Annotated in this window: 31 protein-coding genes; 19 read left to right on the forward strand and 12 right to left on the reverse strand. The window is 67.7% G+C overall.

Annotated features, from left to right (window positions below; genetic code table 11):
• Positions 1–19: 19 nt before the first annotated feature.
• A complete protein-coding gene (gene def / locus V2S85_RS01365; RefSeq protein ID WP_330701079.1) occupies positions 20–589 on the reverse strand; it encodes a peptide deformylase in 570 nt (189 codons plus the stop codon).
• A gap of 77 nt (positions 590–666) precedes the next feature.
• Positions 667–1,263: a recombination mediator RecR gene (gene recR / locus V2S85_RS01370; RefSeq protein ID WP_330701080.1), complete on the reverse strand. Its 597-nt coding sequence runs from the start codon at positions 1,261–1,263 to the stop codon at positions 667–669.
• Positions 1,264–1,336: 73 nt separating this feature from the next.
• On the opposite strand from recR, the gene fmt reads away from it, so the two are divergent.
• The gene (gene fmt, locus V2S85_RS01375; protein WP_330701081.1) at positions 1,337–2,245 is read left to right on the forward strand and encodes a methionyl-tRNA formyltransferase; all 909 of its coding nucleotides are present in this window, start codon (positions 1,337–1,339) and stop codon (positions 2,243–2,245) included.
• 3 nt (positions 2,246–2,248) lie between these two features.
• Here fmt and V2S85_RS01380 read toward each other — a convergent pair whose 3' ends face one another.
• Positions 2,249–2,773 (reverse strand): hypothetical protein, encoded by a 525-nt coding sequence (locus V2S85_RS01380; RefSeq protein ID WP_330701082.1) that lies wholly within the window; start codon positions 2,771–2,773, stop codon positions 2,249–2,251.
• Positions 2,774–2,871: 98 nt separating this feature from the next.
• Between V2S85_RS01380 and truA the strand changes: the two genes are divergently transcribed.
• The gene (truA, locus tag V2S85_RS01385; protein WP_330701083.1) at positions 2,872–3,618 is read left to right on the forward strand and encodes a tRNA pseudouridine(38-40) synthase TruA; all 747 of its coding nucleotides are present in this window, start codon (positions 2,872–2,874) and stop codon (positions 3,616–3,618) included.
• A 147-nt stretch (positions 3,619–3,765) separates the two neighbouring features.
• Entirely contained in the window at positions 3,766–3,936 is a 171-nt protein-coding gene (locus V2S85_RS01390; RefSeq protein ID WP_330701084.1) for a hypothetical protein, read from the forward strand.
• 9 nt (positions 3,937–3,945) lie between these two features.
• On the opposite strand, the gene V2S85_RS01395 is transcribed toward V2S85_RS01390, so the two are convergent.
• The 3 genes from V2S85_RS01395 to V2S85_RS01405 all read right to left on the reverse strand — a co-directional run bounded on the left by V2S85_RS01395 (position 3,946) and on the right by V2S85_RS01405 (position 6,934).
• Positions 3,946–4,938: a phosphatase PAP2 family protein gene (locus V2S85_RS01395; RefSeq protein WP_330701085.1), complete on the reverse strand. Its 993-nt coding sequence runs from the start codon at positions 4,936–4,938 to the stop codon at positions 3,946–3,948.
• 281 nt (positions 4,939–5,219) lie between these two features.
• Positions 5,220–6,209 (reverse strand): cobaltochelatase subunit CobS, encoded by a 990-nt coding sequence (gene cobS / locus V2S85_RS01400; RefSeq protein ID WP_330701086.1) that lies wholly within the window; start codon positions 6,207–6,209, stop codon positions 5,220–5,222.
• Between the two features lie 95 nt (positions 6,210–6,304).
• The gene (locus V2S85_RS01405; protein WP_330701087.1) at positions 6,305–6,934 is read right to left on the reverse strand and encodes a helix-turn-helix domain-containing protein; all 630 of its coding nucleotides are present in this window, start codon (positions 6,932–6,934) and stop codon (positions 6,305–6,307) included.
• 215 nt (positions 6,935–7,149) lie between these two features.
• On the opposite strand from V2S85_RS01405, the gene V2S85_RS01410 reads away from it, so the two are divergent.
• The 8 genes from V2S85_RS01410 to V2S85_RS01445 all read left to right on the forward strand — a co-directional run bounded on the left by V2S85_RS01410 (position 7,150) and on the right by V2S85_RS01445 (position 11,808).
• Entirely contained in the window at positions 7,150–7,578 is a 429-nt protein-coding gene (locus V2S85_RS01410; RefSeq protein ID WP_330701088.1) for a VOC family protein, read from the forward strand.
• A 48-nt stretch (positions 7,579–7,626) separates the two neighbouring features.
• On the forward strand, positions 7,627–8,328 hold the full coding sequence (locus V2S85_RS01415) for a glutathione S-transferase family protein (protein ID WP_330701089.1): 702 nt from the start codon (positions 7,627–7,629) through the stop codon (positions 8,326–8,328).
• A 1-nt stretch (position 8,329) separates the two neighbouring features.
• A complete protein-coding gene (locus V2S85_RS01420) occupies positions 8,330–8,701 on the forward strand; it encodes a DUF1428 domain-containing protein (RefSeq protein WP_330701090.1) in 372 nt (123 codons plus the stop codon).
• 12 nt (positions 8,702–8,713) lie between these two features.
• Complete coding sequence (locus V2S85_RS01425; RefSeq protein WP_330701091.1) at positions 8,714–9,526, forward strand: VOC family protein; 813 nt, start codon at positions 8,714–8,716, stop codon at positions 9,524–9,526.
• Between the two features lie 71 nt (positions 9,527–9,597).
• Positions 9,598–10,224, forward strand: coding sequence for a glutathione S-transferase family protein (locus V2S85_RS01430; protein ID WP_330701092.1), 627 nt, complete (start codon positions 9,598–9,600; stop codon positions 10,222–10,224).
• Positions 10,221–10,700 carry a VOC family protein gene (locus V2S85_RS01435; protein ID WP_330701093.1) on the forward strand — a complete coding sequence of 160 codons (480 nt, stop codon included), beginning with the start codon at positions 10,221–10,223 and terminating at the stop codon, positions 10,698–10,700. Before V2S85_RS01430 ends, V2S85_RS01435 begins: the two co-directional genes overlap by 4 nt.
• Positions 10,700–11,350: a glutathione S-transferase family protein gene (locus tag V2S85_RS01440; protein WP_330701094.1), complete on the forward strand. Its 651-nt coding sequence runs from the start codon at positions 10,700–10,702 to the stop codon at positions 11,348–11,350. Before V2S85_RS01435 ends, V2S85_RS01440 begins: the two co-directional genes overlap by 1 nt.
• Positions 11,351–11,361: 11 nt before the next feature.
• Positions 11,362–11,808, forward strand: coding sequence for an SRPBCC domain-containing protein (locus V2S85_RS01445; protein WP_330701095.1), 447 nt, complete (start codon positions 11,362–11,364; stop codon positions 11,806–11,808).
• Between the two features lie 112 nt (positions 11,809–11,920).
• On the opposite strand, the gene V2S85_RS01450 is transcribed toward V2S85_RS01445, so the two are convergent.
• On the reverse strand, positions 11,921–13,054 hold the full coding sequence (locus tag V2S85_RS01450; protein WP_330701096.1) for a site-specific DNA-methyltransferase: 1,134 nt from the start codon (positions 13,052–13,054) through the stop codon (positions 11,921–11,923).
• A gap of 347 nt (positions 13,055–13,401) precedes the next feature.
• On the opposite strand from V2S85_RS01450, the gene V2S85_RS01455 reads away from it, so the two are divergent.
• The gene (locus V2S85_RS01455) at positions 13,402–13,560 is read left to right on the forward strand and encodes a hypothetical protein (protein WP_330701097.1); all 159 of its coding nucleotides are present in this window, start codon (positions 13,402–13,404) and stop codon (positions 13,558–13,560) included.
• Here V2S85_RS01455 and V2S85_RS01460 read toward each other — a convergent pair.
• On the reverse strand, positions 13,557–14,189 hold the full coding sequence (locus V2S85_RS01460) for a ribonuclease HII (protein WP_330701098.1): 633 nt from the start codon (positions 14,187–14,189) through the stop codon (positions 13,557–13,559). The two genes, V2S85_RS01455 and V2S85_RS01460, sit on opposite strands and share 4 nt — an antisense overlap.
• A 10-nt stretch (positions 14,190–14,199) precedes the next feature.
• Between V2S85_RS01460 and V2S85_RS01465 the strand changes: the two genes are divergently transcribed.
• The 7 genes from V2S85_RS01465 to V2S85_RS01495 all read left to right on the forward strand — a co-directional run bounded on the left by V2S85_RS01465 (position 14,200) and on the right by V2S85_RS01495 (position 20,052).
• Positions 14,200–15,375 (forward strand): PQQ-dependent sugar dehydrogenase, encoded by a 1,176-nt coding sequence (locus V2S85_RS01465; RefSeq protein WP_330701099.1) that lies wholly within the window; start codon positions 14,200–14,202, stop codon positions 15,373–15,375.
• 309 nt (positions 15,376–15,684) lie between these two features.
• Positions 15,685–16,215 (forward strand): N-acetyltransferase, encoded by a 531-nt coding sequence (locus tag V2S85_RS01470; protein ID WP_330701100.1) that lies wholly within the window; start codon positions 15,685–15,687, stop codon positions 16,213–16,215.
• Between the two features lie 164 nt (positions 16,216–16,379).
• Positions 16,380–16,940: a DUF1285 domain-containing protein gene (locus tag V2S85_RS01475; RefSeq protein ID WP_330701101.1), complete on the forward strand. Its 561-nt coding sequence runs from the start codon at positions 16,380–16,382 to the stop codon at positions 16,938–16,940.
• Positions 16,937–17,557 carry a CoA pyrophosphatase gene (locus tag V2S85_RS01480; RefSeq protein ID WP_330701102.1) on the forward strand — a complete coding sequence of 207 codons (621 nt, stop codon included), beginning with the start codon at positions 16,937–16,939 and terminating at the stop codon, positions 17,555–17,557. The genes V2S85_RS01475 and V2S85_RS01480 overlap by 4 nt, the downstream gene beginning before the upstream one ends.
• Positions 17,550–18,734, forward strand: coding sequence for a CCA tRNA nucleotidyltransferase (locus V2S85_RS01485; RefSeq protein ID WP_330701103.1), 1,185 nt, complete (start codon positions 17,550–17,552; stop codon positions 18,732–18,734). The genes V2S85_RS01480 and V2S85_RS01485 overlap by 8 nt, the downstream gene beginning before the upstream one ends.
• Positions 18,731–19,363 carry a retropepsin-like aspartic protease family protein gene (locus tag V2S85_RS01490; RefSeq protein WP_330701104.1) on the forward strand — a complete coding sequence of 211 codons (633 nt, stop codon included), beginning with the start codon at positions 18,731–18,733 and terminating at the stop codon, positions 19,361–19,363. Before V2S85_RS01485 ends, V2S85_RS01490 begins: the two co-directional genes overlap by 4 nt.
• 41 nt (positions 19,364–19,404) lie before the next feature.
• On the forward strand, positions 19,405–20,052 hold the full coding sequence (locus V2S85_RS01495) for a retropepsin-like aspartic protease family protein (protein WP_330701105.1): 648 nt from the start codon (positions 19,405–19,407) through the stop codon (positions 20,050–20,052).
• Positions 20,053–20,160: 108 nt separating this feature from the next.
• Here V2S85_RS01495 and parC read toward each other — a convergent pair whose 3' ends face one another.
• The 4 genes from parC to V2S85_RS01515 form a co-directional block, all read right to left on the reverse strand.
• A complete protein-coding gene (gene parC / locus V2S85_RS01500; RefSeq protein ID WP_330701106.1) occupies positions 20,161–22,455 on the reverse strand; it encodes a DNA topoisomerase IV subunit A in 2,295 nt (764 codons plus the stop codon).
• A 77-nt stretch (positions 22,456–22,532) separates the two neighbouring features.
• Entirely contained in the window at positions 22,533–22,865 is a 333-nt protein-coding gene (locus V2S85_RS01505; RefSeq protein ID WP_330701107.1) for a 2Fe-2S iron-sulfur cluster-binding protein, read from the reverse strand.
• 1 nt (position 22,866) lies between these two features.
• Entirely contained in the window at positions 22,867–23,955 is a 1,089-nt protein-coding gene (locus V2S85_RS01510; RefSeq protein ID WP_330701108.1) for a cysteine desulfurase family protein, read from the reverse strand.
• Positions 23,952–25,076: a cysteine desulfurase family protein gene (locus V2S85_RS01515; RefSeq protein ID WP_330701109.1), complete on the reverse strand. Its 1,125-nt coding sequence runs from the start codon at positions 25,074–25,076 to the stop codon at positions 23,952–23,954. The genes V2S85_RS01510 and V2S85_RS01515 overlap by 4 nt, the downstream gene beginning before the upstream one ends.
• Positions 25,077–25,173: the final 97 nt, after the last annotated feature.

Consider the following 25,173-nt stretch of genomic DNA (forward strand, 5'->3'; position numbering starts at 1 on the left):
TTATCCGGCCCGCACCGGATCAGGCAGCCTTGCGCAGTTTTTCCAGCTTCTTGAGCGCCATCTGGCGCTTGAGGCGCGAGAGGTGGTCGATGAACAGGACGCCTTCGAGGTGGTCCATCTCGTGCTGGAGGCAGATCGCCATCAGGCCGTCCATCGCCTCTTCGTGAACTTTGCCATCGATATCCTGCCAGCGTGCGCGGATGCTGGAGGGTCGTTCGACGTCGGCAAAGATTTCGGGAACCGAGAGGCAACCCTCCTGATAGACGATGTATTCATCCGAGGGATCGAGAATCTCGGGGTTGATGAAGAGCCGCGGCTCCCTCTTGGTCGGACGATGAGTATGATGATGGCCACCGTGAGCCGTGCAGACCTCCGGCTCGGCATCCTCGTCTTCCGGCTGCAGGTCGATGACCAGCACGCGCAGCGGCACGCCCACCTGGATTGCGGCAAGGCCGATGCCGGGTGCATCGTACATGGTTTCGAACATGTCCTCGACAAGCGTCTTGAGCGTGTCGTCGAACGTTTCGACCGGGACCGAGACCTGCTTCAGGCGGGCGTCGGGAACTTCGAGGATTTCGCGGATAGCCATTTTCGCCAGATAATCCCGAAGCGGCCATTTCGCAAGGATGCCGCATCGATCCCCTTAATCGGAGCGAATCGGCCGAATCAGGCTACCGGTCGCCGAGCGCGGATCGCCTGCGCCAGCGTGCCTTCGTCGAGGTAATCGAGTTCGCCACCGACCGGAAGCCCGTGTGCCAGCTGCGTCACGCGGACGGCGAAGCCTTCGAGCCGCTCGGCGATATAATGGGCGGTAGTCTGGCCTTCGAGCGTGGCGTTCATGGCGAGGAGAATTTCGTCGATGCCGCCCGCGTCGACGCGCCGCATCAGTTCTTCGATCGCGAGGTCTTCCGGCCGTACGCCGTCGAGTGCGGAAAGCCGGCCCCCCAGTACGTGATAATGGCCAGTGAAAAGCCGTGCGCGGTCGAGTGCCCACAGGTCGGCCACTTCCTCGACCACGCAGATGGAACGGGCATCGCGGCGCGGATCGGCGCAGATGCCGCAAGGATCGGTGGTGTCCACGTTGCCGCAGACGTGACATTCGACCAGCGCTTCGCGCACCGCGCCGAGCGCCTCCACAAGCTGGACGAGCGCGGTTTCCCGGCGCTTTATCAGCCACAGGACCGCGCGGCGGGCCGAACGTGGGCCAAGGCCCGGAAGGCGCGACAGGGCGGCGGTCAGCGTCTCGATCTCTTGCGATGCCATGGATGCGGAGATAGGGCCTCACCCGGTTCTTAGGAAGCCCGCCCTCACCGTCTCGACAGGAGTTCCCCACATCATGCGCATCGTCTTCATGGGAACCCCCGATTTTGCCGTCCCCGCGCTTGTCGCGCTCGTCGAGGCGGGACACGAGGTCGTGGCCGCCTATTCCCAGCCGCCTCGTCCCGGCGGCCGGCGGGGCAAGGAGTTGACGCCCTCGCCCGTCCACCGGGAAGCCGAGGCGCGGGGCATCCCGGTGCGCCACCCGGTTTCGCTCAAAGGCGGCCAGGAGCAGGACGAGTTCGCGGCGCTGGAGGCGGACATCGCGGTGGTCGCCGCCTATGGCCTGATCCTGCCGCAGGCGGTGTTGGACGCGCCGCGCCTCGGCTGTCTCAACATCCATGCCTCGATCCTGCCGCGCTGGCGCGGGGCGGCGCCGATCCAGCGGGCGATCCTGGCGGGCGATCCGACCACCGGCGTCACCATCATGCAGATGGAGGCCGGGCTCGACACCGGACCGATGCTGGCGACATTGCGCACGACTGTGGAGCGCAAGACCGCCGGCGAACTCACCGCCGAACTGGCCGAGCGCGGCGCACAGTTGCTGGTCGGCACGCTGCGCGATCTGGCCGTCCACCGCGCGGTCAGGCAGCCAGAGGACGGCGTGACGTACGCGAGGAAGATCGACAAGTCCGAGGCCCGGCTCGACTTCGCCGCGAGCGCGGAGCAGGTCGAACGGCAGATCCGCGCCTTTCAACCTGCACCGGGCGCCTTCTTCGAACTCGAAGGCGAGCGCTACAAGGTGCTGGCCGCGGAGGTCGTTTCCGGCGAGGGCGAGCCAGGCCACACCCTCGATGATGCCCTGGCCGTCGCCTGCGGTGCGGGCGGCTTGCGAATCACCCGCATCCAGCGGGCGGGCAAGCCGGTGATGGATAGCGCCGACCTGCTGCGCGGCAGGCCCGTCGCGGCGGGCACGAAGCTCGGCTGAGCATCACGCCTTCTCGGGCATGCGGCGGACCGGCGGGGCTTCCTCGCGCCAGCGTTCGTGGCCTTCGCGCAAGGTCGCGGCGGTCTTTTCCCAGCCCGCCACGGACTTGTCACGCACACGGATGTTGAAGCGGTCCGTCGCGCGGAACTCCAGCACTTCGGCGCCTTCCGGGCCCGCCGTATAGGCATAGGGGACTTCCGCGCCGACGAAGAAGCCGTCGCCTGCCGCCAACATTTCCTGCCCCAGCCGGATCGAGCCCGCGACGATGTAGTAGAGGCAGTCGCAGTCGTGCGTATGGAGCGGCAGTGGAAAGCCGCTCTTCACCCAGAGCCGCGCCAGGCTCATCCCCTCGCGGCGGTAGGGGACGTCGGCATATTCGCCGCGCACTTCCATGGCGTCCATGAGCAGGGGCTGTGCGGCGGCGAGGTTGGGGGTCTCTCCTTCGTAGGTCATGCAGGCGCAGTCATCGAGGGTCGGCGCCTCGGCGCCGCGAAAGACCTCGAAGCGGGGGCGTTGGTCGTCGGCCATGCTGGGCTCCTTTCCCGATTGCCGGCGATGGTGCCACCGCCCTGCCCTCGCGCCAAGCCCATTGCACCGCCGCGCCAGTCCTGTATCGGCGGGGCGAAATGACGCGCTTTTCCCTCACCCTCGAATTCGACGGCGCCCCCTTCATGGGCATGCAGCGCCAGGCGCATGGCCCCTCGGTGCAGCAGGCGGTAGAGGATGCCGCCTTCGCCATCACCGGCGAGCCGGTCATCATGCACGCTGCGGGACGCACCGACGCGGGCGTCCATGGCCTTGGCATGCGGGCGCATATCGACATCGCCAAACCGTTCACGCCATTCCACCTGATGGAGGCGCTGAACGCGAGGCTGCGGCCTCATCCCGTCGCCGTGCTCTCTTGCGAAGTGGCGGCGGACGACTGGCACGCGCGGTTTTCGTGCATTGGCCGCGCCTATCTCTACCGCATCGCCAACCGCCGCGCGCCGCTGACGCTGGAGCGGGGCAAGGCGTGGCAGGTGGCCAAGCCGCTCGACGAGGCGGCGATGCAACGCGCGGCGCAGACCCTGGTGGGGCTGCACGACTTCACCACCTTTCGCTCGGCCCATTGCCAGTCGGCCTCTCCGCTCAAGACGCTCGACCGGCTGGCGGTGCGGCGCGAGGGCGACATGGTGCTGATCGAGGCCGAGGCTCGCAGCTTCCTGCACCATCAGGTCCGCTCGATGGTAGGCTGCCTGGCGCTGGTGGGGATGGGCCGGTGGCGCGAGGAAGAGATCGGCGAGGCGCTGGCGGCGCGCGACCGGCAACGGCTCGGCCTCAATGCGCCGCCGGACGGGCTATATTTCGTCAAGGCCGTCTATCCCGAGGGGTGACCTTCGTTGATGGTCGTGCGGAAAATCGCGGCTTGTTGCGATTACCGGTCAATACGTTTGCCGACAAATCGATGCACCTCTGGCAAAATCCTGAGACAAGTGCCGTGCAGAAGGGACGGGTCACATCAATCGCTCGGATGCCGCCACATGACCCGCCTGCTCCCCACCGTTTCCGCCCTGATGGCATCGATCGCCCTGATGACCGGCATCGCGGCGCTGGCGGCGGTTCCGCCGCTTCCCCGCCCGCAGCCGCGCATCATCGGCGCCGAAAAGCCGGTGTTCCTGGGTACCATGGTGGTGAGGGCGACCGCGCTCTGAGGCGGGCCTTCAGGCCTGCGACCGCATCCGCCCGCAATAGCCCGCGACCAGCGCCAGCGAGAGCAGCGCCACCACCGCGCCGAGCAGCATGTCGGCAAGATAGTGCGTCCCCTCCACCGGCGTCGACAGCATCATCATCAGGTTGAGCGCGACGATCGGCCAGCGCAGCGCGGCGATCCGCCAGCCCGCGACCACGTAGAGCACCGCCGCCGCCGTATGGAAGCTGGGCGCCGAGACGATCCCGCGCAGGCGCCCCAGGTCGATGAAGTGGACCCCGTGCGCACGCAGCGCCGGGATCAGGCCCGACTGCCACTGCTCGCTTTCGGGCATGTAGGGGATCGCGCCGTGCCACAGGTACGAGAACGGCCCCACCGCCGGCATCAGGCTGAACAGCGCGAGGGTAATGACCGTCGCCACCCAGAACCCCGCGATGAACCGGTAGGCGAAGTCATGCCGACCGGCCCGCGCGGCGCACCACAGGATCATCGCCGGGGTCACGTAGATCGAGCGGTAGGCCACCGTCCCCAACGCCTGCAGCACCGGATGCGCGGCGACCAGCCGATACCAGGCCAGCCAGCCGAACCCGAGCGCCTCGTCGATATGCTGGAGCGTCGCATCGGCATAGCCGTGAGTCAGCGCCGCCACCGGATAGCTCGCGGTCGCCCCCATCACCGAGATTAGCGTGAACAGCCCTGTGTATTCGGTGAAATGGGCGACCGTCCCGGCATGCCGCCAGTTGGTGCGCGGCAGGGCGAAGCGGACCAGCACCAGCAGGAGGGCCGCGGCGAAGTACGTCCTCGCCCCGGCGGTCCACGGATCGATGCGAAGCTGCGCGGCATGGAGCAACGCGGCGACGACGACGATGTTGAGCAGCAACGCGGCCATCAGGTGCGGCCGGATCGCGGGGGAGGCCGCGCGCACTTCGACCAGTCCTGCGGTCTCGATAGAACCTTTTGCGAAGCCGGGCGCCGACGCCGGCGAGGACGGAAGAAGCGACGGCATGAACGTAAGTCCGCAAAAGGAAGCTATGGGCGATGGAGCTGCCCGCTCAGCCCGAGCCTCGCTTAAGGTGCGATGAACCGGAGCCTGACGCGTGGTTGCGATGGCCGCGAACAGGCACAAACCCCATCCGTCATCCGCGCGAAGACGGGCATCCATCCGGCGCCGTTGCCACAGGCATCGTCAGGAGACGGTTTGCCGCCCGTCGCGGGAATTGCAGGGCGACGATCGCGCCCTGCACCGTCATTGCGCGACCTGAGCGCCAGGCCGCGCAATGCCTGCCCTCATGCCTTCCCGACGACGCTCTCGGGCAGTTCCTGCCCGAACACGCGCTGGTAGTATTCGGCCACCAGCATGCGCTCGGTCTCGTCGCACTTGTTCAGGAACGAGAGGCGGAAGGCGAAGCCGACGTCGTTGAAGATCGCCGCGTTCTGTGCCCAGGTGATGACCGTGCGGGGGCTCATCACCGTGGAGATGTCGCCGTTCATGAAGCCCTGGCGCGAGAAGTCCGCGACCTTGACCATGTTGGCGATCACCGACTTGTCGATCTGCGGCACCTTGGCGGCGACGATGCCGGTTTCGGTCGCGGCCGGCAGGTAGTTGAGCGCCACCACCAGGTTCCAGCGGTCCATCTGGCCCTGGTTGATCTGCTGGGTGCCGTGGTACAGGCCCGAGGTGTCGCCCAGACCCACCGTGTTGGCGGTCGCGAACAGGCGGAAGTGCTTGTCAGGGCGGATCACGCGGTTCTGGTCGAGCAGGGTCAGCTTGCCCTCGGTTTCGAGGATGCGCTGGATCACGAACATCACGTCCGGGCGGCCCGCGTCGTATTCGTCGAACACCAGCGCGACCGGGTGCTGCAGCGCCCAGGGCAGCAGGCCCTCGCGGAACTCGGTCACCTGCATGCCGCCGCGCAGGACGATGGCGTCGCGGCCGATCAGGTCGATGCGGCTGATGTGGGCGTCGAGGTTGATGCGGATGCACGGCCACTTGAGGCGCGCGGCGACCTGTTCGATGTGGGTCGACTTGCCGGTGCCGTGGTAGCCCTGCACCATGACGCGGCGGTTGAAGGCAAAGCCCGCCAGGATCGCGAGCGTGGTGTCCGGATCGAACACATACGTCTCGTCGAGGTCGGGGACGCGCTCGTCGGCCACGGAGAAGGCGGGAACCTTCATGTCGATGTCGATCCCGAAAGTCTCGCGCACGTCGAGTTCGATGTCGGGGGCGGCCAGCACGGTGGCGTCGCGATTCTCGGTCTGGATCTTGCTGTCAGTCATTTCGCGCACTCGCGTAACGGACCGGGCGCTGCATCGCAATAAGCTTTGGGCGATTAGCTGGCTGTTTGGCGAGGCAGCCCGGATGCCGGCCGCAGCTAGCCGCCGACCTTCGGCGGCAGGTCGAACAAATCGATGAAGCGCTGCACCGGCCCCGGTCCGCCTTCCACGCGCAGGGCCTGAACCTCGCCGCGCGGCCACTTGCCATAGAACACCGCGAGGAACGGGAACCCGGCATCCGCAGCGAAGACCAGATCGGGCGCGGGGTCGTCGGCATCGGCGGGGGTGACCGCCAGTTCGCCCTGCCCCGTCTCCCCCCGGCCCAGCCGCCCGGTGAAATGTCTGTCACCCACTGCGAAGCGCACCGTCAGCGCCAGGTCGCCGATCCGCTCGGGGAGGATCATCGTGCGCAGCGAAAGCATCAGCGAGACCGGCGTGATCGGCAGCGTCGGGTCATGCAGCGTCGAGCGTACCGCCCAGCGGCCAAGCTCCTGCAGCACCGGTTCCAGCGCCAGCCCCCATTCGGTCAGCCGGTAGACCTGCACCGAGGCGGGCGGCGGCAGCGCGGTGCGCGCGACGATGCCGGTCTGCTCGAGGCTCTCCAGCCGTTCGGTCAGGGTCTTGGCGCTGAGCCCGGGCAGGTCGGCGCGGATTTCCGAGAAGCGGCGCGGGCCCAGCATCATCTCGCGGATGATCGGCAGCGACCAGCGCTCCCCGATGAGTTCCATGGCGAAGGCGGCCCCACAGGCGTCGCCGTACCAGCGGCCGTGGGTGCGGGGGCCGTGGGTGCGAGATTTGTCTCCGGTCGTCGCGACTGCCGAACGTCTGGTTTCTTTTTGTGACTCCATGGTTGCATTTAGTTACCACTAGGGTCAGGCTCCGGCAAGAGACGATTCGCCCCGAGCTTGCTGAGACCTGCCGGCGCGGCACATGGAGAGAGCAGATGGCACGCATGATCTTCGTGAACCTTCCCGTCACCGACCTGGAGCGCGCCAAGGCGTTCTATGCCGCGCTCGGCTTCGTCAACGAGCCCAGGTTCAGCGACGATACCGCCGCCTGCATGGTGTGGTCGGAGGCGATCTTCGTGATGGTCCTGACGCACGACAAGTGGCGCACCTTCACCAGCCGCCCGATCGCCGATGCGGGCTCCAGCGAAGTGATGCTGTGCCTCTCGTGCGACAGCCGCGAGGAAGTGGCGGACCTCAACGCCAGGGCGGGCGGCGCCGGCGGGACGGCCGACATCAATCCGTCGCAGGACTATGGCTTCATGGTCAGCCACGCCTTCGCCGATCCGGACGGCCACGTCTGGGAAGTCATGTGGATGGACCCGGCGGCGGCTTCGGGAGACATGGACGCCGCGACCACCGCCTGAAGCAACCGCCGCCTGAAGCAATCGGGCCTGACGTGAAGGAGGGAGACGATGCCGATCGATCCTGAAGCCGAAATCGAGATCACCGCCTACGAATGGGTGCCCTCCTTCGCGCAGGGGCAGGTGCGCGACTTGCGCCCACGCTGGGCCTGCGAGGAATATGCCCTGCCCTACCGCGTCCGCCTCGTCAGCGCGGTCGAGCGGCCCGCGTGGTACTACGAGGAGCAGCCCTGGGGCCAGGTGCCCTTCGTGCGGGACGGTGACGTGGGCGTGTTCGAAAGCGGCGCCACCCTCATCCACCTCGCCGAGAAGGGCGGCGCCCTGCCCCCGGTCGGATCGCAGGAGCGGGCGAAAGTTCTCAGCTGGCTGCTGGCCGCGTTCAACTCGGTCGAGCCGTTCGTGATGGAGTTCGTCAACTGCATGGTCTTCTCGCGCAAGGAGGACTGGGCGCCGCTGCGCCGTCCTTCCCTCGCCACCGCGCTGGAGGGGCGGCTGAAGCGCCTCGAAACCGCGCTGGGGGATGGCGAGTGGCTGGCGGGAGAATTCTCCATCGCCGACATCGCGATGGTGACGGTCCTGCGTGCGATCCCGGACCCGGCGCTGCTCACGGCCGGGCTGTCCGCCTACGTGGCGCGCGGCACCGCCCGTCCCGCGTTCCAGCGCGCGCTGGAAGACCAGATCGCGCCCTTCGCCGAGCATGATCCCCGGAAGCAGAAAGCCAAGGCCGAAAACACTGCCAAGGAAGGAGCCTGACATGACTTACGTAGATGGTTTCGTGATCGCCGTGCCCAAGGCGAACAAGGACAAGTTCATCGCCCACGCCGAAATGGCGGACCCGATCTTCCTCGAACACGGGGCAATCCGCGTCCTGGAATGCTGGCAGGACGACGTGCCCCCGGGCAAGCAGACCGACTTCTTCCGCGCCGTGGACTGCAAGGAGGACGAGGCGGTCGCCTTCTCGTGGATCGAATGGCCCGACAAGGATACCCGCGACAAGGGCATGGCGGCGATCTCCGACCTCATGGCCACCGATCCGCGCATGAACAGCGAGGACAACCCGCCGCCGTTCGACGGCATGCGGATGATCTACGGCGGGTTCCAGCCCATCGTCACCATCGAGGCATAAGGGAGAACCGCCATGGGCAATCCAGTGGGCAGCTTCATCTGGTACGAGTTGATGACCAGCGATTCCGACGCCGCGTCCGCCTTCTACGGCAGCGTCGTCGGCTGGAAGATCGGCGCCAACGTCATACCGGAATCCGGCATGGACTACCGCATGATCGAGCGGATTGATGGCGGCGGCGCGGGCTGCGGCTACACCGGCGGCGTCTTCGCGCTCGATGACGCAATGATCGGCCAGGGCGCGAAGCCCGGCTGGATGGGCTACATCTATGTCCCTGACGTCGATGCCAAGGTGGCCGAGATCACGGCCGAGGGTGGCGCGGTCCACGTCCCCGCCACTACCATGGAAGGCGTCGGCCGCTTCGCCATGGTCACCGACCCGCAGGGCGCCGCGTTCTACGTGATGACTCCCGAACCGCCCGCCGACGATCCTGACGCCACCAGCGACGTGTTCAGCGTGGACAAGCCGCAGACGGTGCGCTGGAACGAACTCGTCACGCCTGACGACGACGCGGCGGTGGCGTTCTACACGAAGCATTTCGGCTGGACCCAGCAGGGCGCGATGCCGATGGGTCCGCTCGGCGACTACCGCTTCCTCCAGCTGGAGGACATGCAGATCGGTGCCGTCATGCGCAAGGCGGATTTCATGCCGGTGCCGGGCTGGACCTACTACATCGGCGTCGACGACATCGACCGTGCGCTGGCGGCGGTGAAGGACGGCGGCGGCAAGCCGATGAGTGAGCCGCAGCAGATCCCCACCGGCGAATACACCGTCCATGCCTTCGACCCGCAGGGTGCGTACTTCGGCCTCGTCGGGCCGCGCGGATAACCGGGCAGGCGGTGATTGACGCCGCCTGTTCGTTCCATCAATGTTCCACCCTCATCTAAGGGAGAATCCCGATGGCCGACTACACCTTCTTCACCAACCCGATGTCGCGCGGACAGATCGCCCGCTGGGCGCTGCACGAGGCCGGGGCGGACTACGAACAGGTTCTCGTCGACTGGAAGGACAAGCCCGCCGCGTTCCTCGATGCCAACCCGATGGCCAAGGTGCCGACGCTGATCCACCACGCGGATGACGGCGACCGCGTCATCACCGAGGCCGCCGCGATCTGCCTCTACCTGGCGGAGATGAACCCGGAAGCGCACCTGCTTCCCAACGACGGCGAGATGGCGGACTACTACCGCTGGACCTTCTTCGCCTCCGGCCCGATCGAGCAGGCGATCACCTCGCGCGCGCTGAAGTTCGAGCCGACCCCGCAGCAGGAGATGATGGCCGGCTGGGGCAGCTTCGAGCGCACCCTCGCCGCCATCGAGGAAAAGCTGGCCGAGGACGACTGGGTCTGCGGCACCCGCTTCACCATGGCCGACGTCTACGTCGGAAGCGCGATCGACTGGGGCATGACCTTCGGCATCATCCCGCCGCTGCCCCCGCTCGTCGCTTATGCCGAACGCTGCCAGGAGCGCCCCGCCTATCGCGAGGCCAAGGGCATCGACGGCAAGCTGATCGAGGAGATGAAGAAATGACGGCCAAAAACCGGATCTGCCTCTGGTACGACGGCACCGCCGAGGACGCCGCGAACTTCTACGCCACCGTCTTCCCCGACACCCGCGTCGATTCCGTCCAGCGCGCGCCCGCCGATTATCCTGACGGCAAGCAGGGCAACGTCCTCGTCGTCGAGTTCACGGTGATGGGGATCGAGTGCATCGGCCTCAATGGCGGGCCGCAGTTCCCGCAGTCGGAGGCGTTCTCGTTCCAGGTCGCCACCGACACGCAGGAAGAGACCGACCGCTACTGGAACGCCATCGTCGGCAACGGCGGGGCGGAAAGCATGTGCGGCTGGTGCAAGGACAAGTGGGGCCTCAACTGGCAGATCACCCCGCGCGCCCTCACCGATGCCATGGCGAACCCTGATCGCGCCGCCGCCAAGCGCGCGATGGAAGCGATGATGACGATGCGCAGGATCGACATCGCCGCGATCGAAGCGGCGGTAGCGGGCTGATGCTGGCGCTCTACGGCCACCCGTTCTCGTCCTATACTTGGAAGGCGCAGATCGCGCTGCTGGGATCGGGGCTGGAGCATGAGTTCCGCATCGTCGACGGCGATCACCCCGATCATGGCAGGATCGTCGCGATGGCCGGACCGGCGGGCAAGTTCCCGGTGCTGCAGGACGGGCAGAACCTGATCTTCGAGGCGACCTCGATCATCGAGCACGTCCAGCTTCACCATGTTGAGCCCGACGTGCTGCTGCCTTCGGATGTCGAGGCGGCGATCGGCGTGCGGATGCTCGACCGGGTTTTCGACAACTACGTCATGACGCCGATGCAGGACGTGGTGAACGAATATATCCGCGATGCCGAAAGCCCCGATCCCGCCCGCATCGCCGAAGCGCGCGCCCGGCTGGAGCGCAGCTATGCCTGGCTGGAGGGCTGGCTCCAGTATTATCCCGCGCAAGGCCAGGTCACCCTGATCGAGTGCGCCGCCGCGCCCTCGCTGTTCTACGCCGACTGGGTCCATCCCATCGCCGAAACCCTCCCGCGCCTGAAGGCATGGCGCGCGCACCTGCTGGCACTGCCGCCGGTCAGCGCCTGTGTCGAGGCGGCCCGGCCCTACCGTGCGTTCTTCCCGCTGGGCGCGCCCGATCGAGATTGAGGAGAGCATCGATGAGCAACGAACTGTCCGTCACCCGCTACATCGCCGCCCCGCCTGCCAAAGTGTGGGAGGTCATGGCCAACCGCCAGAACGAATGGTGGTGCCCCACGCCCTGGCGCGCCGAAGTGGACGAGCAGGACAAGCGCCCCGGCGGCGTGTGCCGGATGACCATGTATGGCCCTGACGGCGAAGTCATGCCGCAGAACGGCATCTACCTCGCCTATGAGGAAGGCCGCCGCTTCGCCTCCACCGATGCCGTGGTGGACGATCTCCAGCCCAATGGTCCGTTCATGATCGGCATCTGGGAAGTGGCCCCCGAAGGCGAAGGCACCCGCTACACCGCCACCGCGCACCACTGGAGCGCGGAAACCTGCAAGCAGCACGAGGAGATGGGCTTCACCGGCGGCTGGAGCGCCTGCGCGGACCAGCTCGCGGCGATCTGCGAGGGTGAGGCCTGAACGGGTTTCGAGTAGAAACGTCATTGCGAAGCGTAGCGAAGCAACCCAGGGCAGCACACGCCGCCCTGGGTTGCTTCGCTACTCTCGCGGGTGACGGCGAAAGGTTACGTTCTCACGGCTCGGTGGCGAGCAGGTACAGCTGGCGGATCGCGTCGATCGGCTTGATCTCGCCTTCGTGCTCCAGGTGCCAGAAAGTCCAGCCGTTGCACGAAGGCGCGCCCTGCAGATCCTTGCCGACGCCGTGGATCGAACCGTTGACGTCTCCCGAGAGCAGCGAACCATCGGCGCGCACGGTGGCGACATGGCGGCGTTTCCTGTCGAACAGCTGCGTGCCGGGCTGGATCCAGCCGGTCTCGATCAGCGTGCCGAACGCCACCTTGGGCGCGGTGCGCTTGGACTGCATGGTCTTGAGCGCCGATTCGTCCAACGGCAGCGCCATCTCGATGCGCTCAATCGCGGCTTCGCGGTAATCGCTCTCGCGCTCGCAGCCGATCCATTCGCGGCCGAGGCGCTTGGCGACGGCGCCGGTGGTGCCGGTGCCGAAGAACGGGTCGAGCACGACATCGCCCTTGTTGGTCGTCGCCAGCATCACGCGGTAGAGCAGCGCTTCCGGCTTCTGCGTCGGATGGACCTTGCGGCCGCCCTTCTTCAGGCGCTCGGCGCCGTTGCAGATCGGCAGCACCCAGTCGGAGCGCATCTGCAACTCGTCATTGAGCGTCTTCATCGCGCGGTAGTTGAAGGTGTACTTCGACTTCTCGCCCATGCTCGCCCAGATCAGCGTCTCGTGCGCGTTGGTGAAGCGGGTGCCCTTGAAGTTGGGCATCGGGTTCGCCTTGCGCCACACGATGTCGTTGAGGATCCAGAACCCCATGTCCTGCATGATCGCGCCGAGACGGAAGATGTTGTGGTACGAACCGATCACCCACAGCGAACCCTCGGGCTTGAGCACGCGGCGCGCCTCGGTCAGCCAGTCGCGGGTGAACTGGTCGTAGGTCGCGAAGCTGGAGAACTTGTCCCAGTCGTTGGTGACCGCATCGACGTGGCTGCCGTCGGGCCGCGCGAGGTCGCCGCCGAGCTGCAGGTTGTACGGCGGATCGGCGAAGACCATGTCGACCGAGGCGTCGGGAATGGTGCGCATCGCCTCGATGCAGTCGCCGGGGATGATGTGGCCGAGCGGAAGCAGCTCCTTCGGGGTGGGCGCCGGCGCCCGCGCCCGAATGCGTTCCTTGACCAAGATCTGACCCATGACTGCTCCGATGAGATAAACTGTGGATATGGGCCATAAGTGATTCATCCGGGACTCGCCGTCAAGCCGCGACTCGTGGTGAATCCTTGTGATTCAGGTGTTCAGCTGGCGGAACAAAACGAATCCGGCACCACATCTTGAGTCGGTGCGAATCGAAGAGACTCAACATGTGGTGGGTGTTGCCCGCGCGACTCGTGGATAACTTTTTGCCCGCGCCTGAATGGACGAGGTGCGGATTATGCAACTCCCATCCAATACGTTGCATTTGCGACAACCGGGCAGGCGATCCAAATGGGCCTCGATGCTGCATCGCAGCAAGCACTGCCCTCCCTTCAAGGTCACTCCCGATGTTTTCGCTTATCTCGCTCTATTTCTCGTATCGCCGCGATGTCGTCCTGGCCGAGCGCTATGTCGCCGGACTCGCCGACAAGAGCGCTCAGGCGGCTGTGTCGAGCGCGCCTGCAGTCGAAGCCGCGCAGCCCGAAACCCTGCCGCTCGCCGCCTAAAGCAGCAAGAGTTGAGCCACCGGCGCGAAGCTGCGGCGGTGGTGCCGGGTGGGGCCATGCTCCCGCAGCGCAGCAAGATGCTGCGGCGTGCCGTAGCCGGCATTGCGCTCCCACCCGTAATGCGGATGCACCAGCGCCAGATCGCGCATGATCCGGTCACGGTGCTCCTTGGCGATGATCGATGCGGCCGAGATGCACGGTTCGATCGCATCGCCGCCGATGATCGGGCGGGCGTTCCAGCGCCATTCCTCGCGTCGGCCATGCGGCGTCATGTTGCCGTCCACCAGCACTTCGCCCGGCTCCTCGCCGATCGCCGCGCATAGCGCCGCGACCGCGCGGGTCATCGCCAGCATCGTCGCGCCGAAGATGTTGAGGCGGTCGATCTCCTCGACATCGACCACGCCCACCGCCCAGCGGCAGCGCCGTTTGATGGTTGCCTCCAGTTCGGAGCGCCGGAGCGCGGAAAGCTTCTTGGAATCATCCAGTCCCGAGGGACGCGGCTTGCACAGCACTACCGCGCCTGCGACAACCGGCCCCGCAAGCGGGCCGCGACCGGCCTCGTCGACGCCGATCACGTAACGTTTCGTGGCTGGAAGCTCCGTGACGGAACCCGTGAGAGGTGCAAGCATTGGGCCTGTCATGATCGCAAGACGTCTCCTGCTCGCCCTATCGCCTCTGGCGGTGACGCTCGCAAGCTGCGGCAGCGCCGCTACCGGGGAAAACCCGGGCGGGGAAAAAGCGGCTGCTCCGGGCGATACCCCCTTCAAGGTCGAGACGCTCGCGCAGTTCGACGAACCTTGGGCCATGGCGTTCGACGAAGGCACTGGCACGCTTTTCGTCACCGAGAAGAAGGGCACGATCCGGCTGCGCACGCCCGATGGCCGCATCGGCGAAGTGACCGGCGTGCCCAAGGTCGATTACGGCGGCCAGGGCGGCCTCGGCGACTTCATCTTCGCGCCGAACCAGACCGGCAAGACGCTCGACCGCCGCGCCGTCTACCTGAGCTGGGCCGAGGCGGGGGGCGGCGACACGCACGGGGCAGCGGTCGGCAAGGCGGACCTCGTGTGTGATGCCCCCACCCGCTGCGCGCTGCAGAACCTCAAGGTGATCTGGCGCCAGACGCCCAAGGTTTCCGGGCGCGGCCACTATTCCCACCGCCTGCGCTTCTCGCCCGATGGCAAGTACCTGTTCGTCGCCTCTGGCGAGCGGCAGAAGTTCACGCCCGCGCAGGATCTGGGCACCAACCTGGGCAAGGTGATCCGCCTGCTGCCCGACGGTACGCCCGCCCCGGGCAACCCCTGGGCCGACAAGCCCGCGCCGACCAACCAGCTGTGGTCCTATGGCCATCGCAACATCCTGGGGCTCGCCTTCGACGCGCAGGGGCGGCTGTGGGATCTCGAACACGGACCCGCCGGGGGTGACGAACTGAACCTCGTGAAGCCGGGCGCCAACTACGGCTGGCCGCTCGTCTCGGACGGCGACCATTACGACGGCCGCAAGATCGCGCGCCATTCCACGCGCCCCGATCTTGCGGGGCCGGCGATCAGCTGGAACCCGGTGATCGCGCCGGGCGACTTCATCTTCTATTCGGGCGACCTGTTCCCGGCGTGGAAGGGGCAGGCGATTATCACCGGCCTCGTCGCCACCGGCCTCGTGCGCGTCTCCATCGATGGCGAGACGGCCCGCGAGGAAGCCCGCTACCCGATGGACAACCGCATCCGCGAGATCCGGCAGGCACCCGACGGTTCGATCTGGCTGCTGGAGGACGGCGAAGGATCGGACAGCGGCCACCTGCTGCGTCTGTCCCCAGCCTGAGCGCTGCCCCACAGTCTGAGCCAGCCCCCCGGTCTTGGCGTTGGCCTTGGCCGTGACTTCGCTCCTGGGGCCGCTACAACCCCGTCACCCTGAACTTGTTTCAGGGTCCATCGGGCCTGATAGCCCGGTGGCCTCACTCGCAAAATCGTGGGGGCGTCCTGGCCGGAAAACCTTTCGCATGAACCGCCCGGTGGCCCCGAAAACAGGTTCCGGATGACGAAGCAGGGCGCAACCCAACGCGCCAGCCTGGCCGTGCCAGACCCGAATTGAATCGACAAATCCGCGCACCCCTCCTATCGCGCGCGCGCCATGACCGAGACCCAGTCCCAAGCCGCCACGATCATCCCGCTCGACAATGTCGACCCTGCGCTTGTCGAAGCGCTGCTCGACGCCGCGTTCGAGCCGGAGCGCCACACGCGCACCGCCTACAAGGTGCGCGAGGGCACCGACTGGCTGCCCGCGCTCAGCTTCGCCGCGCTCGATGCGCAGGAAATGCTGGTCGGCACCATCCAGTGCTGGCCGGTCGCGCTGGGCACGCCGCAAGGCCGTCCTTTCCCGATGATAATGGTCGGCCCGGTCGCGGTGCTGCCAGGGCATCAGGGCATGGGCTATGGCCAGGCGCTGATGTCCACCAGCATGGCCAGCATCGACGACCGCGCGCCGCTGCCGCAGGTGATGATCGGCGATCCCGAATACTACGGCCGCTTCTGGGGCTTCTCCAACGAGGGCACCGAAGGCTGGGATCTTCCCGGCCCGTTCGAGCTCCGCCGCCTACTGGTGCGCTGCGCCAACATCGCGGTCCTGCCCGAGAAGGGCATGCTGGGGCCGTGGCTGCGCTGAACGCGGTTACCGTAAGGGGCTTCGACAAGCTCAGCCTGAGCAAGATTGGGAGGTCCACACCACCTCCGCTCACCCTGAGCCTGTCGAAGGGTCGCTGCTGACCTTGCTGCGCAGCCCCCTATCTGGCCCTTGGCGCGCAGCGCCCTATCTGGCATCGCGGGCCGATGCCTTACGAACCGCCCCCCGAACTTGCCGCACTGAGCCTGGAGGAGATCGCCAGGCTCGTCGCCGCGCGCAAGCTGCCGCCGGTCGCGCAGTGGTCCCCCGCCGAGACCGGCGACAGCGAGATGCGCATCGCCGCCGACGGACGCTGGTTCCACCAGGGCGGCGAGATCCGCCGCGCCGCGATGGTGCGCGCCTTCGCCTCGCTGCTGTTTCGCGACGACGACGGCCAGCACTGGCTGGTCACGCCGGCGCAGAAGCTGTCGATTGCGGTCGAGGACGCGGCCTTCATCGCCATCGACGTCAAGCTCGAGGGCGACGCGCTGGCGTTCCGGCTCAACACCGACGACCTCGTGATCGCCGGCCCCGACCATCCGATCGTCGCCGAAGGCGATGCCGAAACGCCGGCGCTCTATATAGATGTCCGCCACGGCGCCCGCGCCCGGCTCAACCGCAGCACGTACGGGCAACTGGCCGAGATCGCGCTGGCCGAAACGCGCGGGGAGGACGAAGATCTCGCCGTCACCAGCCAGGGTGCGCGCTTCGCGCTGGTCCCGGCATGAGCGCGCTGTTCGACGACGTCGCCCGCCGGTTCGCGGCGGGGCACACAGGCGCGCCGCCGCGCCTGTGGAGCGATCCGCGCATCCGCGATATCGAGCGCTTCACCCCCGCCGCCGTGCTGATCGCCATTACCGAGCGCCCGCGCCCCGGCATATTGCTGCTCCATCGCCCCTCGACGATGCGCGCGCATCCCGGCCAGATCGCCTTCCCCGGCGGCCGCATCGATCCGGGCGAGACCCCGGTGGAAGCGGCGCTGCGCGAGGCGAACGAGGAACTCGGCATCCGCGGCGAGGACGTGCGGGTGATCGGCTCCAGCGACCTCTACCGCACCGGCAGCGGCTACGAGATCACCCCGGTGATCGGCGTGATCCCGCCCGACCTCGCCATCCATCCCAACCCCGCCGAAGTCGCGCAGTGGTTCGAGGCGCCGGTCGACTTCGTGCTCGACCCGGCGAACCAGCTGACCCGCTCGCTCGAATTCGAGGGGCGGCGGCACAGTTTCATCGAGATCACCTGGAACGACACCCGGCAGGACCATCGCATCTGGGGCGTGACCGGCGCCATCCTGCACAACCTCGCCGGCCGCCTGAACTGGCCCGAAAGACCCGCCGATGCCTGAAGTCCTGCCGGAAATTCTCGACGCGCCCTGGATGCACCGCGAGGACATCGCCGCGCTCGTCGCCGCGCTGGGGCAAGGCAACGCGCGCCATGTCGGCGGCGCGGTGCGCGATACGCTGCTCGGCCTGCCGGTCAAGGACATCGACATGGCCACGGTGCTGCGGCCCGAGGCGGTGATCGCCCGGCTGGACGCGGCGGGCATCCGCACCGTCCCCACCGGCATCGAGCACGGCACCGTCACCGCCGTCCTGCCCGGCGGCCCGGTCGAGATCACCACGCTGCGCCATGACGTTGCGACCGACGGCCGCCGCGCGACCGTCGCCTTCGCGCAGGACTGGCGCGAGGATGCCGCGCGGCGCGACTTCACGATCAATGCGCTTTATGCCGATCCCGCCGGCGGGGCGATCTTCGACTGGTTCGGCGGCCTCGAAGACCTGGCGGCGCGGCGCGTGCGCTTCATCGGCGATGCCCGCGAGCGCATCCGCGAGGACCACTTGCGTATCCTGCGCTATTTCCGCTTCCAGGCGCGGTTCGGCTCGCTGCCCGCCGATGCGCAGGCCGAGGCGGCCTGCGCGGAACTGGCGGCGACGCTCAAGGGCCTCTCGCGCGAGCGGGTGGGGATGGAGACGATGAACCTGCTCGGCCTGCCCGATCCGGCGCCGACGGTGCGGCGCATGGCCGAACTCGGCGTGCTGGCGGTGATCCTGCCCGAAGCCGATCCCGAGGCCCTCGCCGCGCTCGTCGCCGCCGAACGGGCGCAGGGTATCGCGCCCGATGCGCTGCGCCGGCTCGCCGCGCTGCTGCCCGCGCAAAGCTCGCTGGCCGAGCAGGTCGCCGCGCGGTTCCGGCTGTCGGCGGCGCAGAAGAAGCGCCTGGCGCTGGCGGCGGCGCGGGCGGGCGATCCGGGCGATCCGCGTGCGCTCGCCTATCGTCTCGGCCGCGACGCGGCGCTCGATCGCCTGCTGGTCGCCGGGTCCGACATCTCCGCGCTCGATCGCTGGGACATTCCGCAATTGCCGCTTAAGGGCGGGCAGATCGTCGCGCGCGGGGTCGGCGCCGGGCCCGAGGTGGCGCGCATCCTGCGCCGGGTCGAGGACCGCTGGATCGCCGAGGGCTTTCCCGAAGCCGCGCGGATCGACGCCCTGCTCGACGCGGTGCTGGCCGAGGGGCGCGCGTGAACCTGGGGCAGCTCGGCAGCTTCCTGTTCGACCAGCCGCTGCTGGCGTTGACGATCGCGGCGATCCTGCTGGCGGTCGGCGCCGGTATGCTCGGCGCGAGCCGGCCCCGGCTGGGGCAGGCGCTGCGCAATATCGGCTATCTCGGCATGGTCGCCGCGCTGCTGCTGACGGTGGCCGAGCTGGCCGGGCACAACAGCCGTTCCGAAGCCGCCTTGTGGCTCGACCGCACGCGCCCGGCCGAAACCGTCGGGCGGGAAACCGTCGTCGCCATGCGCGCGGACGGGCATTTCTGGGTCGAGGCGCAGCTCAACGGCCAGCCGGTCGAGTTCCTGATCGACACCGGCGCCACGTATACCGGCGTCTCGCGCCGGGTGGCCGAGCGGGTCGGCGTCCAGCCCGACGCAGACGACCGGGGGATGATCCTGGAGACCGCCAACGGATCGATCGTGGCGCGGCGGGGAACGGCGGATTCGCTGAAGTTCGGCGGGATCGAGGCGCATGCGCTGACGATCGCCATCGGCCCCGACAACGAGGTGGACACCAATGTCATCGGCATGAACCTGCTCTCGCAGCTGGCGGCATGGCGGGTCGAGGGCAACCGGCTGATCCTGACGCCCAAGGGCCGCTGACAGTCAGCGCCGCGAAAGCCTGGGCCTGCTACGAGACGCGCATGAACCTTTCCGACATCCTGCGATTCCTAGCCGGACAGCCGCTGCTGGCGCTCGCTTTCGCGGGCATCCTCGCCAGCGCGGTGGGCGGCATGCTGCGCCGTCCGCTGCCGCTGCTGGGCGGCTTCGTGCGCGGTGTCGGCAATCTCGGCCTGCTGGCGGCGATGCTGCTGACGATCGCGCAGGTCACCCGCCTCACCACCGGCGCGGACTTCGCCCTGCCCCAGCTCGGGATCGAGCGCCAGAGCGTGGCCGGGGGCGAGACGCGGGTGCCGATGCAGAGCGACGGCCACTTCTGGATCAGCGCGACGATCAACGGCGTCAAGCGCGACTTCCTCGTCGATACCGGCGCGACGCTGACCGCGATCTCGCCCGACACCGCGCGCGAGGCGGGACTCAAGGCCAATCCGCTCAACCGCTCGGTGCTGATGCGCACCGCCAACGGCACGATCGAGGCGCAGCTGGCGGTGATCGACGAACTGCGCATGGGCAACGTCGTGGCGCGCGAGATCGACGCGGTGGTGGCGCCGGGGCTCGGCGATGCGAACGTGATCGGGATGAACCTGCTCTCGCGCCTCGCCAGCTGGCGGGTGGAGGGCAAGACGCTGATCCTGGTGCCGCATCATCCGCAGGAGGTGGAGGGCCGATAAGCCCTCGATATCAAACGTTCGCCACCCGCGAGCGAAGCGAAGCAACCCAGGGCAGCATTACGCCGCCCTGGGTTGCTTCGCTGCGCTCGCAATGACGAATGAAGGACGTTACCCCTGGAACTTGTTATCCCGCGGGAAGCCCACCGGCGGCAACCGGCCCGCCGCGCCGCGCGCGACCTTCCACAGTGCCATGTCCTTCTCGCTGCGGGTGCGGCCGCTTTCGCCGCCCATCGTCCACGAGAGGCCGTCCTCCAGCCTGAGCGTTGTCACGTCGGCCATGCCGCCGTCGCGGTAGCGCTGGAGGGTGACGCCCTGGCCCTTGGCCATGACCGGCAGTTCCTCGAGGCTGAAGATCACCAGCTTGCGGTTGTCGCCGACGACCGCGACGTGATCGTGCTCGGCCGGGATCTCGCGCACCACGGTCAGCGTGACGCCGGGCTTGGTGGACATCACCGCGCGGCCCTTGCGCGTTTCGGCGAGCAGTTCGTCGGTCTCCGCCGCGAAGCCGCGCCCGACGTTGGAGGCCAGCAGCAGCTGCGCCTTGGGCTTGTAGACGATCGCGGCGATGACATGCGCCTCGGCGTCGATGTCGACCATCGTGCGGATCGGCTCGCCGAAGCCGCGCGCGCCGGGCAGCTTGTCGGCGCCGAGCGTGTAGAAGCGCCCGTTGTCAAGCGCGATCAGGATCTTGTCGGTGGTCTGCGCATGGAACGCGAAGGCCGGCCCGTCGCCTTCCTTGAACTTGAAGTCGCCATCGAGAGCGACGTGCCCCCTGGCCGCCCTGATCCAGCCGCGCGCGGAGAGGATCACCGTCACCGGCTCCTTCTCGATCATCGCGTCCATACTGAATTCGACCGTCTTCGTGGCCTGCGCGATCGTGGTGCGGCGACGGCCAAGCGCGGTGTCCTCGGCATAGTCCTTGCGCAAGTTGGTGAGATCGCGCTTGATGCGGGTGCGCTGGCGGGCCGGGCTTTCGAGCAGCTTGTTGAGGTCGTCCTGCTCCTTCAGCAGTTCCTCGTGCTCCTTGCGCAGCTCCATTTCCTCAAGCTTGCGCAAGCTGCGCAGGCGCATGTTGAGGATGGCTTCGGCCTGGCGATCGGTCAGCTCGAACTCGGCGATCATCACCGGCTTGGGCTCGTCCTCGGTGCGGATGATCTCGATGATCCGGTCGAGGTTGAGGTAGGCGATGATGTAGCCCGCGACCAGTTCGAGGCGCGAGGCGATCTTCTCCAGCCGGTGCCGAGTGCGGCGCAGCAGGATGTCGATCTGGCTGTAGACCCATTCCGAGAGCAGCAGCTTGAGCCCCAGCACGCCCGGAGTTCTATGCGAATCCAGTACGTTGAGGTTCAGACTGAACCGGCTTTCGAGTTCGGTGAGCTTGTAGAGGCTTTCCTTCAGCAGCTCGGGATCGACGTTGCGGCTCTTGGGGACGAGGACGATGCGGATGGCCTCGTCGCTCTCGTCGCGCACGTCCTCCAGGATCGGCAGCTTGCGGTCGCCGATCAGCGCGGCGATCTGCTCGATCAGCTTGCCCTTGGGCAGCATGTAGGGGATTTCGCTGATGACGAGCTGCCACTGACCGCTGCCCAGCTTCTCGATCCCCGTCTCTTCCCAGGAACCGTCCGTGTTGCGCCCGGTCGAGAAGCGGCCGCGCACGCGGAAGCCGCCCTTGCCGGTCTCATAAGCATGGCTGATCGCCTCCGGGCTGTCCACCACGAGGCCGCCGGTGGCGAAGTCGGGGCCCTTGAACAGCTCCATCAACTGCGCGTGCTCGGCATGGGGATTGTCGATCAGCAGCAGCGTGGCGTCGATGATCTCGGCGACGTTGTGGCTGGGGATCGAGGTCGCCATGCCGACCGCGATGCCGGTGGCGCCGTTCGCCAGCAGGTTCGGGAAGATGCCGGGGAAGATGTCCGGCTCGCTCTCCTCGCCATTATAGGTCGGGATGAAATCGACGGTGCCCTCGTCCAGCCCGGCCATGAGCTGGATCGCGGTCTTGGTCAGGCGCGCTTCGGTGTAGCGGTAGGCGGCCGCGTTATCGCCGTCGATGTTGCCGAAGTTGCCCTGCCCCTGCACCAGCGGATAGCGCAGCGAGAAGTCCTGCGCGAGGCGCACCATCGCATCGTAGACGGAGGCGTCGCCATGCGGGTGGTACTTGCCGATGACGTCGCCGACGACGCGGGCGGACTTCTTGTAGGCGCTGGCCGGGTCCAGCTTGAGCTGGCGCATCGCCCAGAGCAGGCGGCGGTGGACGGGCTTGAGGCCGTCACGCAAGTCCGGCAGCGAGCGCGCGGTGATGGTCGACAGCGCATAGACGAGATAACGCTCGGACAGCGCCGCATCGAAGGGCGCGTCGACGATGGCGTCGAATGGATCGGATTCGTCGTCTGTCGTGGTCACCATGGTGGGCAGGTGTTATCAACGCGATGCGCGAAGAGGAACCTGCATCGACAGGTTTTTCCGCGATTCTTTCGCGCCGTTCAGCCGATCTGCATGTCCCGCACCACGCCGGGGATGCGCACCGCGAGGCCGCTCAACGCTTCGGTCACCTCGATCTGGCACGATAGCCGGCTCGTGCGCGTCACCCCGGCGGCAAGGTCGAGCATGTCTTCCTCGTCGTCCGAGGCGGGAACGAGCTTGTCGAACCAGTCGGGCGAGACGATCACGTGGCAGGTCGAGCAGGCCATCTGGCCCTCGCAGGTTCCCTCAAGCGGCATGCCGGCATTCTGCGCCACTTCGAGCAGGCGTGAACCGGGTTCGGCCTGCGCCGTGACCCGCGATCCGTCTAGATTCACAAACAGGACATCTACCAAGTCAAACTCCCTGCGCCGCCGCAGCGGCTTCTATTCTGGCGCAGGCATCCTCAATTTCCCGGTAGTCAGTATATCGCCCGAATCCCAGACGGATAGAGCTTTTGGCTTCCCCGTCCGAAAGTCCCAGCGCGCGCAGGACGTGGCTGGGTCTACCCGATCCGCTGGCGCAGGCCGAGCCTGCCGAAAAGGCGAGGTCGCGTAGGTCCGACATTAGCCGCGCGACGTCCAGCCCCGGCAGCCGGAGATTGAGATTGCCGTGCCAGCGCTGCGTCGCCGATCCGTTAAGTGTCCAGCGCGAAAGGATTTCCCTTGCCCGCTGCCACAAGCCGGCGACATGCGCGGCGTCCTCCTCCATGCGCGTCTTCGCCAGTGCCGCCGCCGCGCCGAAGCCGGCGCAGAGCATCGGGCTGAGGGTTCCCGAGCGCAGCCCCTGCTCCTGCCCGCCGCCCCGGATCAGCGGCGCGAGGTCGAGTCCATCGCGCAGCCACAGCGCGCCGATGCCCTTGGGACCGTGGAACTTATGGGCACTCAACGCTACCATAGAGGCACCCAAGGGCACCGCAAGCCTGCCTGCGCCCTGCACCGCGTCGCACAGGAACAGCGCCCCTGCGGCCTGCGCACGCTCGGCTAGGCGATCGACCGGCTGCACCGTTCCGATCTCGTTGTTGACCTGCATCACCGCGACCAGATCGACCTCGCCCAGCGGCGCCTCGGCATCGACGAGGCCCTCGCCGTCCACCGCCAGCACCGCATGCCCCGGATCGACGCCGCGCGCGGTGTCGAGCACCGCCGCGTGCTCGATCGCGGACACCGCCAGTCGCCGCGCGCCGCTGCCCAGGATCGCCAGGTTGATCGCCTCGGTCGCGCCCGAGGTGAAGATCACCCGCCCGCCCGGCGGCATCAGCGCCGCGACTTGCGCGCGGGCCACTTCGACGGCGGCGGCAGCGGCGCGGCCGGGACGGTGGGGGCTGTGCGGATTGGCGAAGCCGCCCGCGCCGCCGTGCCACTCCGGCCCGCCCAGCCACGGCAGCATCGCCTCGCGCGCCTCGGGGGCGAGCGGGGTGGTGGCCTGGTAATCGAGGTAGATCATGCCCGCGTGCCCGCGCGTGCGGCGATCGTGCTCCAGGCCCGGGCAAACGCCATTATGTCGTCATAGCTCGAACACCAGCCCGCGCTCATGCGGATGGTGTTGCGGGCCTCCTGCTCGGGGACGCCGAAGGCCATGAGCGTGCGGCTCTGCTTGAGCGTTCCGGACGAGCAGGCGCTGCCCGCCGAAACCGCGAATCCGGCCGAATCGAACTGGATCAATTGCGCCGCGGCGCTCACTCCCGGCATCGTGATCGACAGGATCGACGGATCCCACGAGGGCGCTGCGCATTGGAACACGCCGCCGAAGCGGTTGATCTCGTACTCGATGTCGCAGAAGGCGAGCCCGGCCATCGCCACCCAATCGGCCCAGCCTGCGATCGCGGCCGTGTTCATGCCTTCGCCGATGGTCCGATCGCTAATCCGCCGCGCTTCCAGCGCCGCCGCGAAGCCGAGGACGCTGGGCAGGTTCTCGGTGCCGGCACGATACCCGCGTTCCTGGCCGCCGGTCGGCTCCAGCATGGCGAAGTCGCGCACCAGCAGCGCGCCGATCCCGACCGGACCGCCGAGCTTGTGCGCCGAGAGCACGATCATGTCGGCATCGGGCAGCCGGAACTTGCCCGCCGACTGCGAACAGTCCGAAAGCAGCAGGCCGCCCGCCTCGCGCACCATCGCGGCATAGTCGCTTACCGGCTGGATCACGCCGGTCTCGGAGTTCACATGCTGGATCGCCACCGCCGCGCGTCCCTCGCCGAGACGGCCGGCAAGCACGTCGCGGTCGATCTCCCAGTTCTCTCCGACCGGCAGCACCCCGGCACCCGGCGCCGCGCGGAACACCGCATCGTGTTCCACCGCCGAGACCAGCCGGCGCGCCGGCTTCGCCCGGCCGAGGCCGATCGCCAGAGCCTCGCTCGCGCCCGAGGTGAAGATCACTTCGCCCTGCCAGTCCAGCGCCGCCTTCACCCGGGCGCGGGCCTCCTCCAGCGCGGCGCGGGCGGCGCGGCCGGCGGCGTGCGGGCTCGACGGGTTGGCCCAGATGCCCGCCCCTTCGAGCCAGGCATCGCGGGCGGCGGGAAGCATCGGCGTGGTCGCCGCATGGTCGAGATAGATGTTCGGTAAGGCCATAGCTTGCGGAAGTTGTCTTTAAGGCGAAGATTTCTATATAGCCATCGTTCCCTTTTCCACTCCCGCGACTGGTTGCCCCCAATGCGACTCGCGGGAG

The sequence above is a fragment of the Novosphingobium resinovorum genome, assembly GCF_036352595.1.
In the GTDB taxonomy this organism is placed as follows: Bacteria; Pseudomonadota; Alphaproteobacteria; order Sphingomonadales; family Sphingomonadaceae; genus Novosphingobium; species Novosphingobium resinovorum_B.

Excerpts from the sequence above, each read along its gene's own strand:
- def (WP_330701079.1), bottom strand. The coding sequence starts at position 589 with ATGGCTATCCGCGAAATCCTCGAAGTTCCCGACGCCCGCCTGAAGCAG.
- recR (WP_330701080.1), bottom strand. The coding sequence starts at position 1,263 with ATGGCATCGCAAGAGATCGAGACGCTGACCGCCGCCCTGTCGCGCCTT.
- fmt (WP_330701081.1), top strand. The coding sequence starts at position 1,337 with ATGCGCATCGTCTTCATGGGAACCCCCGATTTTGCCGTCCCCGCGCTT.
- V2S85_RS01380 (WP_330701082.1), bottom strand. The coding sequence starts at position 2,773 with ATGGCCGACGACCAACGCCCCCGCTTCGAGGTCTTTCGCGGCGCCGAG.
- truA (WP_330701083.1), top strand. The coding sequence starts at position 2,872 with ATGACGCGCTTTTCCCTCACCCTCGAATTCGACGGCGCCCCCTTCATG.
- V2S85_RS01390 (WP_330701084.1), top strand. The coding sequence starts at position 3,766 with ATGACCCGCCTGCTCCCCACCGTTTCCGCCCTGATGGCATCGATCGCC.
- V2S85_RS01395 (WP_330701085.1), bottom strand. The coding sequence starts at position 4,938 with ATGCCGTCGCTTCTTCCGTCCTCGCCGGCGTCGGCGCCCGGCTTCGCA.
- cobS (WP_330701086.1), bottom strand. The coding sequence starts at position 6,209 with ATGACTGACAGCAAGATCCAGACCGAGAATCGCGACGCCACCGTGCTG.
- V2S85_RS01405 (WP_330701087.1), bottom strand. The coding sequence starts at position 6,934 with ATGGAACTCATCGGGGAGCGCTGGTCGCTGCCGATCATCCGCGAGATG.
- V2S85_RS01410 (WP_330701088.1), top strand. The coding sequence starts at position 7,150 with ATGGCACGCATGATCTTCGTGAACCTTCCCGTCACCGACCTGGAGCGC.
- V2S85_RS01415 (WP_330701089.1), top strand. The coding sequence starts at position 7,627 with ATGCCGATCGATCCTGAAGCCGAAATCGAGATCACCGCCTACGAATGG.
- V2S85_RS01420 (WP_330701090.1), top strand. The coding sequence starts at position 8,330 with ATGACTTACGTAGATGGTTTCGTGATCGCCGTGCCCAAGGCGAACAAG.
- V2S85_RS01425 (WP_330701091.1), top strand. The coding sequence starts at position 8,714 with ATGGGCAATCCAGTGGGCAGCTTCATCTGGTACGAGTTGATGACCAGC.
- V2S85_RS01430 (WP_330701092.1), top strand. The coding sequence starts at position 9,598 with ATGGCCGACTACACCTTCTTCACCAACCCGATGTCGCGCGGACAGATC.
- V2S85_RS01435 (WP_330701093.1), top strand. The coding sequence starts at position 10,221 with ATGACGGCCAAAAACCGGATCTGCCTCTGGTACGACGGCACCGCCGAG.
- V2S85_RS01440 (WP_330701094.1), top strand. The coding sequence starts at position 10,700 with ATGCTGGCGCTCTACGGCCACCCGTTCTCGTCCTATACTTGGAAGGCG.
- V2S85_RS01445 (WP_330701095.1), top strand. The coding sequence starts at position 11,362 with ATGAGCAACGAACTGTCCGTCACCCGCTACATCGCCGCCCCGCCTGCC.
- V2S85_RS01450 (WP_330701096.1), bottom strand. The coding sequence starts at position 13,054 with ATGGGTCAGATCTTGGTCAAGGAACGCATTCGGGCGCGGGCGCCGGCG.
- V2S85_RS01455 (WP_330701097.1), top strand. The coding sequence starts at position 13,402 with ATGTTTTCGCTTATCTCGCTCTATTTCTCGTATCGCCGCGATGTCGTC.
- V2S85_RS01460 (WP_330701098.1), bottom strand. The coding sequence starts at position 14,189 with ATGCTTGCACCTCTCACGGGTTCCGTCACGGAGCTTCCAGCCACGAAA.
- V2S85_RS01465 (WP_330701099.1), top strand. The coding sequence starts at position 14,200 with ATGATCGCAAGACGTCTCCTGCTCGCCCTATCGCCTCTGGCGGTGACG.
- V2S85_RS01470 (WP_330701100.1), top strand. The coding sequence starts at position 15,685 with ATGACCGAGACCCAGTCCCAAGCCGCCACGATCATCCCGCTCGACAAT.
- V2S85_RS01475 (WP_330701101.1), top strand. The coding sequence starts at position 16,380 with ATGCCTTACGAACCGCCCCCCGAACTTGCCGCACTGAGCCTGGAGGAG.
- V2S85_RS01480 (WP_330701102.1), top strand. The coding sequence starts at position 16,937 with ATGAGCGCGCTGTTCGACGACGTCGCCCGCCGGTTCGCGGCGGGGCAC.
- V2S85_RS01485 (WP_330701103.1), top strand. The coding sequence starts at position 17,550 with ATGCCTGAAGTCCTGCCGGAAATTCTCGACGCGCCCTGGATGCACCGC.
- V2S85_RS01495 (WP_330701105.1), top strand. The coding sequence starts at position 19,405 with ATGAACCTTTCCGACATCCTGCGATTCCTAGCCGGACAGCCGCTGCTG.
- parC (WP_330701106.1), bottom strand. The coding sequence starts at position 22,455 with ATGGTGACCACGACAGACGACGAATCCGATCCATTCGACGCCATCGTC.
- V2S85_RS01510 (WP_330701108.1), bottom strand. The coding sequence starts at position 23,955 with ATGATCTACCTCGATTACCAGGCCACCACCCCGCTCGCCCCCGAGGCG.
- V2S85_RS01515 (WP_330701109.1), bottom strand. The coding sequence starts at position 25,076 with ATGGCCTTACCGAACATCTATCTCGACCATGCGGCGACCACGCCGATG.